The sequence below is a fragment of the uncultured Fibrobacter sp. genome (assembly GCF_947166265.1).
In the GTDB taxonomy this organism is placed as follows: Bacteria; Fibrobacterota; Fibrobacteria; order Fibrobacterales; family Fibrobacteraceae; genus Fibrobacter.
The window spans coordinates 1-5665 of record NZ_CAMVDO010000075.1 but is presented as its reverse complement, the minus strand read 5'-3'; the positions used below and the strand labels follow the sequence as shown (position 1 = coordinate 5665).

Annotated in this window: 5 protein-coding genes; 3 read left to right on the top strand and 2 right to left on the bottom strand. The window is 50.2% G+C overall.

Features of this window, described 5'->3' with window-relative positions; translation table 11 throughout:
• Positions 1-262: 262 nt before the first annotated feature.
• Positions 263-1285, bottom strand: coding sequence for an Rpn family recombination-promoting nuclease/putative transposase (locus Q0W37_RS15110; RefSeq protein ID WP_297702374.1), 1023 nt, complete (start codon positions 1283-1285; stop codon positions 263-265).
• A 511-nt stretch (positions 1286-1796) separates the two neighbouring features.
• Between Q0W37_RS15110 and Q0W37_RS15105 the strand changes: the two genes are divergently transcribed.
• Both Q0W37_RS15105 and Q0W37_RS15100 read left to right on the top strand, forming a co-directional pair.
• Complete coding sequence (locus Q0W37_RS15105; protein ID WP_297702373.1) at positions 1797-2906, top strand: DUF3300 domain-containing protein; 1110 nt, start codon at positions 1797-1799, stop codon at positions 2904-2906.
• 54 nt (positions 2907-2960) lie between these two features.
• Complete coding sequence (locus Q0W37_RS15100; protein ID WP_297702375.1) at positions 2961-3656, top strand: endonuclease; 696 nt, start codon at positions 2961-2963, stop codon at positions 3654-3656.
• A gap of 37 nt (positions 3657-3693) precedes the next feature.
• On the opposite strand, the gene Q0W37_RS15095 is transcribed toward Q0W37_RS15100, so the two are convergent.
• A complete protein-coding gene (locus Q0W37_RS15095) occupies positions 3694-4815 on the bottom strand; it encodes a hypothetical protein (RefSeq protein WP_297702372.1) in 1122 nt (373 codons plus the stop codon).
• A gap of 174 nt (positions 4816-4989) precedes the next feature.
• Between Q0W37_RS15095 and Q0W37_RS15090 the strand changes: the two genes are divergently transcribed.
• A partial coding sequence (locus tag Q0W37_RS15090) for an ATP phosphoribosyltransferase regulatory subunit (RefSeq protein ID WP_297702371.1) occupies positions 4990-5665 on the top strand: 676 nt, incomplete at its 3' end.

The window sequence follows — 5665 nt, the reverse complement described above, 5'->3', positions numbered from 1 at the left end:
GCCATCTTGGAATCGCGGGCCGCATTCGCGGCGTCGTTCCTCTCGCGCTCCTGCTTAGCCCCTTTTTCAATACCTACGTTCACATAGTGTTCAGCGAATGATTCGTAACCCTTGTTTGCAATGGCTTCTGGACTGTCCATCTTGATTTCCTCTCTTTTGTTGTATTGCTTAATATATTCCTTTTTCAACAAAACAGGTAGGGTATGCGTAGCAGAACGGCTCCGCAATCGCGGAGCCGAATAATTTGAAAGTCTAGACCAGCTTATTTAATCGCACGGCTTGCGGAAATAATTTCTTCTGAAACGCCATTCGAACGCAGAAATTCCTCAATTTTTGAGATACGAGCCTCGTTCTTCTCGCGTTCCTGCTTGGCTCCTTTTTCAATGCCAACATTCACGAAGTGTTCAGCGAATGATTCGTAACCCTTGCTTGCAATGGCTTCTGGACTATCCATCTTGATTTCCTCGCTCTTGTGGGGCCACTTCCAGAAGAAATACGAAAGCGCCTGCTTGATAAAATCCTTTCCCTCGTCGGTATTATGCATCTTGAGCAGATGTTTTGCAGCCTCGGGGAAGGTAATCTCGAATTTCCTTTCGTCCCAAATATACTTCATCGCAGTGAGAGCGACAAGAGTAAACGGCGAAATATTCTTCAATTCTGCATCGTCGATAGCATGCCCCACGTCCAGGAATTCCACCTTGAAAGGAAAGCCGATGTCGCGATAGTATTCAGGATAGTTTGCGAAACGTTCCTGGGCAAGCGGATTCCATGGGTCCTTTCCGTTGTAGACGATGAACGCGATTACGGGAACATCCTTCTTGCGTTCCAGGAACAGGTGATGGTAATACTCCGAAATCTGGAGGAGTACGTTATCCTTGTTGGTGGACTTGTGTTCGGCAATGATTCCCACATAAAGCCCCGTGACGCCACCGGCCTTAATATCTGCCTCAAATACAAGGTCAGCGGAGCCGGTATGCTTGTCGCTGGAGAAATTCTCCTTCGTGCCGCGAAGTGTCTTGAGATCGATGGTGTCGAGGAACGTCTTAAGCGAAAGGTTATAACGCGAGAATAGCGTCAGAAGTTCTGCCATACGGCGGGGTTCCGCAAAGGCGTAACGCAAGAACCTGTCATGGGAAAAATTGCTCTCGCCATCCTTCACGGAATCAACGATGACGTTAAATTCGTGGGCGATGTCGCGAATGACGGAATCCGGCGTATTCGGCGCCACACCAAAATTTCCATCCGTGCTCGGTGTATTGTTTTCGATTTCTTCTTTTTCAGACATTAATGTGTCCTTTCCGCAGACATTCGCCTGCAAATTTTAAGGTTTACAAAGGGCCTTCGAAAAGGCGGACAGATTTTTTTGCATCTGTCTATTGTATACACGTATTTTTTGACCCGCCAAAGCCTTTTTGCCGAAATAATTTTTTTCTTTTTACAATTTCGGTGCTTCAAAAATGATGAACAAGGCGTAAGAAGATAAGTCGTTGAGCGAACATTCGTCGGGCGAAGCCCGAGGCCATGTGAGCGATACGAGCTTATCTTCTGAAGCCGATATTGCGTTAGGGGGCGTCGCACCTTTGTGGCGAGACACACTGTGGCTCGATGAGCCGAAGGCGAACAGCACCCGACCCGGCGCCCTTCGACAGGCTCAGGGGACTTGGGCCGGGGAACGCCATAAAACAGAAAAGATTCCTCCAAATACATCAATCTGCATCCAAAACACCTTTCAAGGCATCCAATTCATAACGAAATTTTGTATAATATTGGAAACACTTGGCTACAGGAGGTAAATCATGTTTACCGAATCAAAGGCTCAAAAAAGTTTAGCCGCTCCGTTTGCAACCAGACACGTCTGGCTGTGGTTTTTGTTGGCGGCCATACTGTGCTTGCCGAACACCGCCCGTGCAAGCGATCAGTTTACGCCGGCAGAGCTCGACACGCTCGTTTCGACCATCGCGCTCTACCCTGACCCGCTCCTGGTGCAGGTCCTTGCCGCATCCGTTCATGGGGACGAAATTCCGGGAGCATCCGACTGGGCGAATCAGCACAAGCATTTAAAGGGCACAGACCTCGCCGAACAGATCAAGCTCCACGACCTCCCCTACGATGCAAGCGTACAAGCATTGATCCCGTTCCCCACAGTCCTTGCCACCATGGCCAAGTACCAAGTCTGGACAGACCAGCTGGGCGACGCGGTTGCCAGTCAAAAAGAAGATGTGATGGATGCCGTGCAGCGTATGCGTAACGCAGCCTACGAACACGGGCACCTTCGGACAAACGACCAGGTCAAGGTCATCAAGGAAAAGACCATTGTCATCGAACCGGTTCAAAGGGAATACGTGTATGTCCCCGTGTACAATCCGCATGTGGTCTATTACGTCTATTCCAACGGATATCCGGGGCTGCGATACCGTAGCGGAGTCTGGCTCGGCGGCACGTACACCACGTGGGGCTGGGGTTCCAGCTGGTTCGAATGGGACACGCATCTGATTTACGTTCACGATTACCGCTGGTACCACAACAGGCCCCGTCCGCATCACCCGCCTCGCTACCACCAGCCGCCTCCCTCCAGGCACGATCATTATGCGGAACCGCCAAGGCGACCGGCTAAGACGCCGATGAATCACCATACGGCGCCCCGTAACCAAAGTTACGTTGCCCCGCAAAAGTCATACAACCAGGTCGATGTCCAACGCCATTCGGCATACCCCAACCAGGTCATGACCATCAAGCAGGCGGACAACAACTGGCAAAACCGCTATGCCGAACCAAACCGGGACCAAAGTTACGGTAAGACAACATCTACCCGAAGCAGTCAAAGAAACTACGACGACTCACGCAGCAATAGCCGGAGTTCCGGCAACAGCCGCGGAGGCGGATTCGGAAGAAGCATGCGTAAGTAATCTTACGCCCGGACACATTGATACATGAAAACATTGGGAGCAATAATACTATTGGTGGCAGTTGTCACCATTGCATGGTCGCGTGTGGACCCCGAGGAGGCTCCGCACCACTATAATTACAGAAACGCATCGCAGCAGATGCGCCGCATTTACTACGGAGAACTCCAGGAAACGCTTTACTGCGGATGCCGCTACCAGGACAAGAAACATGTCGACTTTTCGACATGCGACTTTGCACCGCGCGAAAATCCGAACCGTAAAAGTTTCAAGCGCGCAGAATCCATCGAATGGGAACATATCGTAACCGCGCACAATATGGGGCAACACCTCCCCTGCTGGCGAGAAGGGGGCCGCAAGAACTGCAGTGCAAACGACACCACATTCAAGCTGATGGAAGGCGACTTGCATAATCTCTACCCCGCAATCGGCGAAATCAACGGGGACCGAAATAATTTTATGTACAGCCAATGGACAAACACCCCTGAACCCATGTACGGCAAATGCAAGACGATTGTCGACTTCAAACTTAAAAAGGCTCAACCCCGCGAAGAGGCGCGCGGAATTATCGCACGTGCGCATTTCTACATGGAAAAGACGTACGGAATTAATTTGTCAAAACAGGACCGTCAATTGTTCGAAGCCTGGGACAAGACGTACCCGGTCACCCCCAAGGAATGCGAACGCGATCGCCGCATTTTCAAGGTGCAAGGAGACCACAATCCGTTCGTATACGAAAAATGCCCCCGTTAGGGAGCATTTAAAACAAGATTCCTGAGTTTTTTACAAATTACTTTTTGACGGCAATCGTCCAATCCGTCGGCATTTCGGGCATTTCCGCATGTTCGAAGGTAAAGCTCTTGCCCTCCTTGAAGCTCTTGATTTTTCCCTTGACGCCGACAGGGCTCAGTAACAGCTGATCGCCATAGACATCCCATACGCCTTTACGCTGAGCCACTTCCTTGGCAGACTCACGAGATTCAATCACATAGCTACCGTCTTCTTTGAGGTCCATCACCCATTCCGACTTTTCGACCAGGGCGTTCCACTCGCCGACAAGTTTTTCACGGCTGAATTCGGAATACTTATTCGAAGACTTTTTACACCCGTAAGTTTCACCGGCAACAATTTCAATGGTATAGTCCTGTTCAACGTGGGCAGTCGTAAGGGCATAAACCGGACCATAATTATACACGGGCAACAGGAGAAGATTATCCTTCTGGATATCGTAATACCCGGCCGACCAGCGTGTCGTATCGGATTCGGTATCTTCTACAAGGTAGCGTCCCTTATAGAAATTGTACACGTGGGTATCTTTTCCGCTTTTGCAGGTAAGCGTGAGGGCATCCAGATCCGTACCTTCGGTAATCCACAGAAGCGAGCTTCTCAGAGACGTATCGCGTAACGCCTCGTAATTTTTTCCGTCCAAAGAATATTGCAGCTGATTATCCTTGACAACAAAGTGGAACTTGCCACCCTTTGTAAAGAATTTTTCCATGGCCTCGGCTTCCTTGGTTGAAGCACCCTGGAACGATCCGTTAGACTTACCGTATTCAAGCTTTCCATCCTTGAAATCGGAACGAAGAGCAATCCATGCCGTATCGGAAATCCACAGCGAGAACACTCCACGCTTGGACCCAGTCGCCAAAATGGCCTTTGTTCCAAACATGTCGTCCAGTACATAATACGCAGACAAATCGTCTAACGTTGCCGAGCGTTCCCCTTCGGGTTCGTCTTCTTCGACAGACGAGGATGACGTCACTTTTTCCGAGGAGGAGGATTCTTCGGCGCTGGAAGAGGAGTCCTCATCGCGTTCCACGTTTGAAGACGCATCGTCGCTACCGCAAGCGGCAAACATCATCGACGCAGCAACAGTGGCAGAAAACAAGACTTTGCTAAAATTCTTTTTCATACAGACCTCATTTCTTACGCCCTATAATATAAACAAAAAACCTTTTGAAAATACATATATAATGACTATTTTCTAAATTGACGCTCATTTAGAGCGCATTTAGCTCGGCTCAGCCATGTCAAAACAGGGACTGTTTTGCCGCGGCATTCGCCTTTTTCTAAATTATACGCCACTATGAGTATTTCTATTCCTCAGTTGCCCAAGGGCACACGCGATTTTTACCCGGAAGCCGAGCGCATCCAGAACTACATTTTTGACACCTGGCGTAGCGTCGCCGAATCTTTTGCCTACGAAGAATACGAAGGCCCGATGTTTGAACATCTGGAACTTTATACGGGCAAGTCCGGCGAAGAAATCGTAAGCCAGCTTTACAACTTTAAGGACAAGGGCGACCGCGAAATCGCACTCCGCCCCGAAATGACTCCGACACTCGCCCGCCTGGTAATCCAGAAGGCCCGCGAACTCAAGAAGCCTTTCAAGTGGTTCAGCATGCCGCGCCTTTTCCGTTACGAAAAGGCTCAAAAGGGGCGTCTCCGCGAATTCTTCCAGCTGAACATGGACATCATCGGAACCGAAAGCATTTACGCTGAAGCCGACCTGATGGCCGCCATCGCTACGATGCTCCGCAAGTTCGGCCTCAAGGACGGCGAATTTGCGATTGGCGTTTCTAGCCGCAAGCTCCTTGCTACCTACCTCGAAGAAATCGGCGCACCGAATCCGGCGCTTGTTTACCCGGTGCTTGACCGCCGCTTAAAAATCGGCCCCGAAGCATTCGCCAAGGCATTGGCCGATGCAGGCCTCAGCGAAGACCAGGTGAAAAAGCTCGACGACTTCATGAGCTGCAAGAGCA

What these genes read in the sequence shown, in the direction of transcription:
- Q0W37_RS15105 (WP_297702373.1), top strand. Translation starts at nt 1,797, where the DNA reads ATGTTTACCGAATCAAAGGCTCAAAAAAGTTTAGCCGCTCCGTTTGCA.
- Q0W37_RS15110 (WP_297702374.1), bottom strand. Translation starts at nt 1,285, where the DNA reads ATGTCTGAAAAAGAAGAAATCGAAAACAATACACCGAGCACGGATGGA.
- Q0W37_RS15095 (WP_297702372.1), bottom strand. Translation starts at nt 4,815, where the DNA reads ATGAAAAAGAATTTTAGCAAAGTCTTGTTTTCTGCCACTGTTGCTGCG.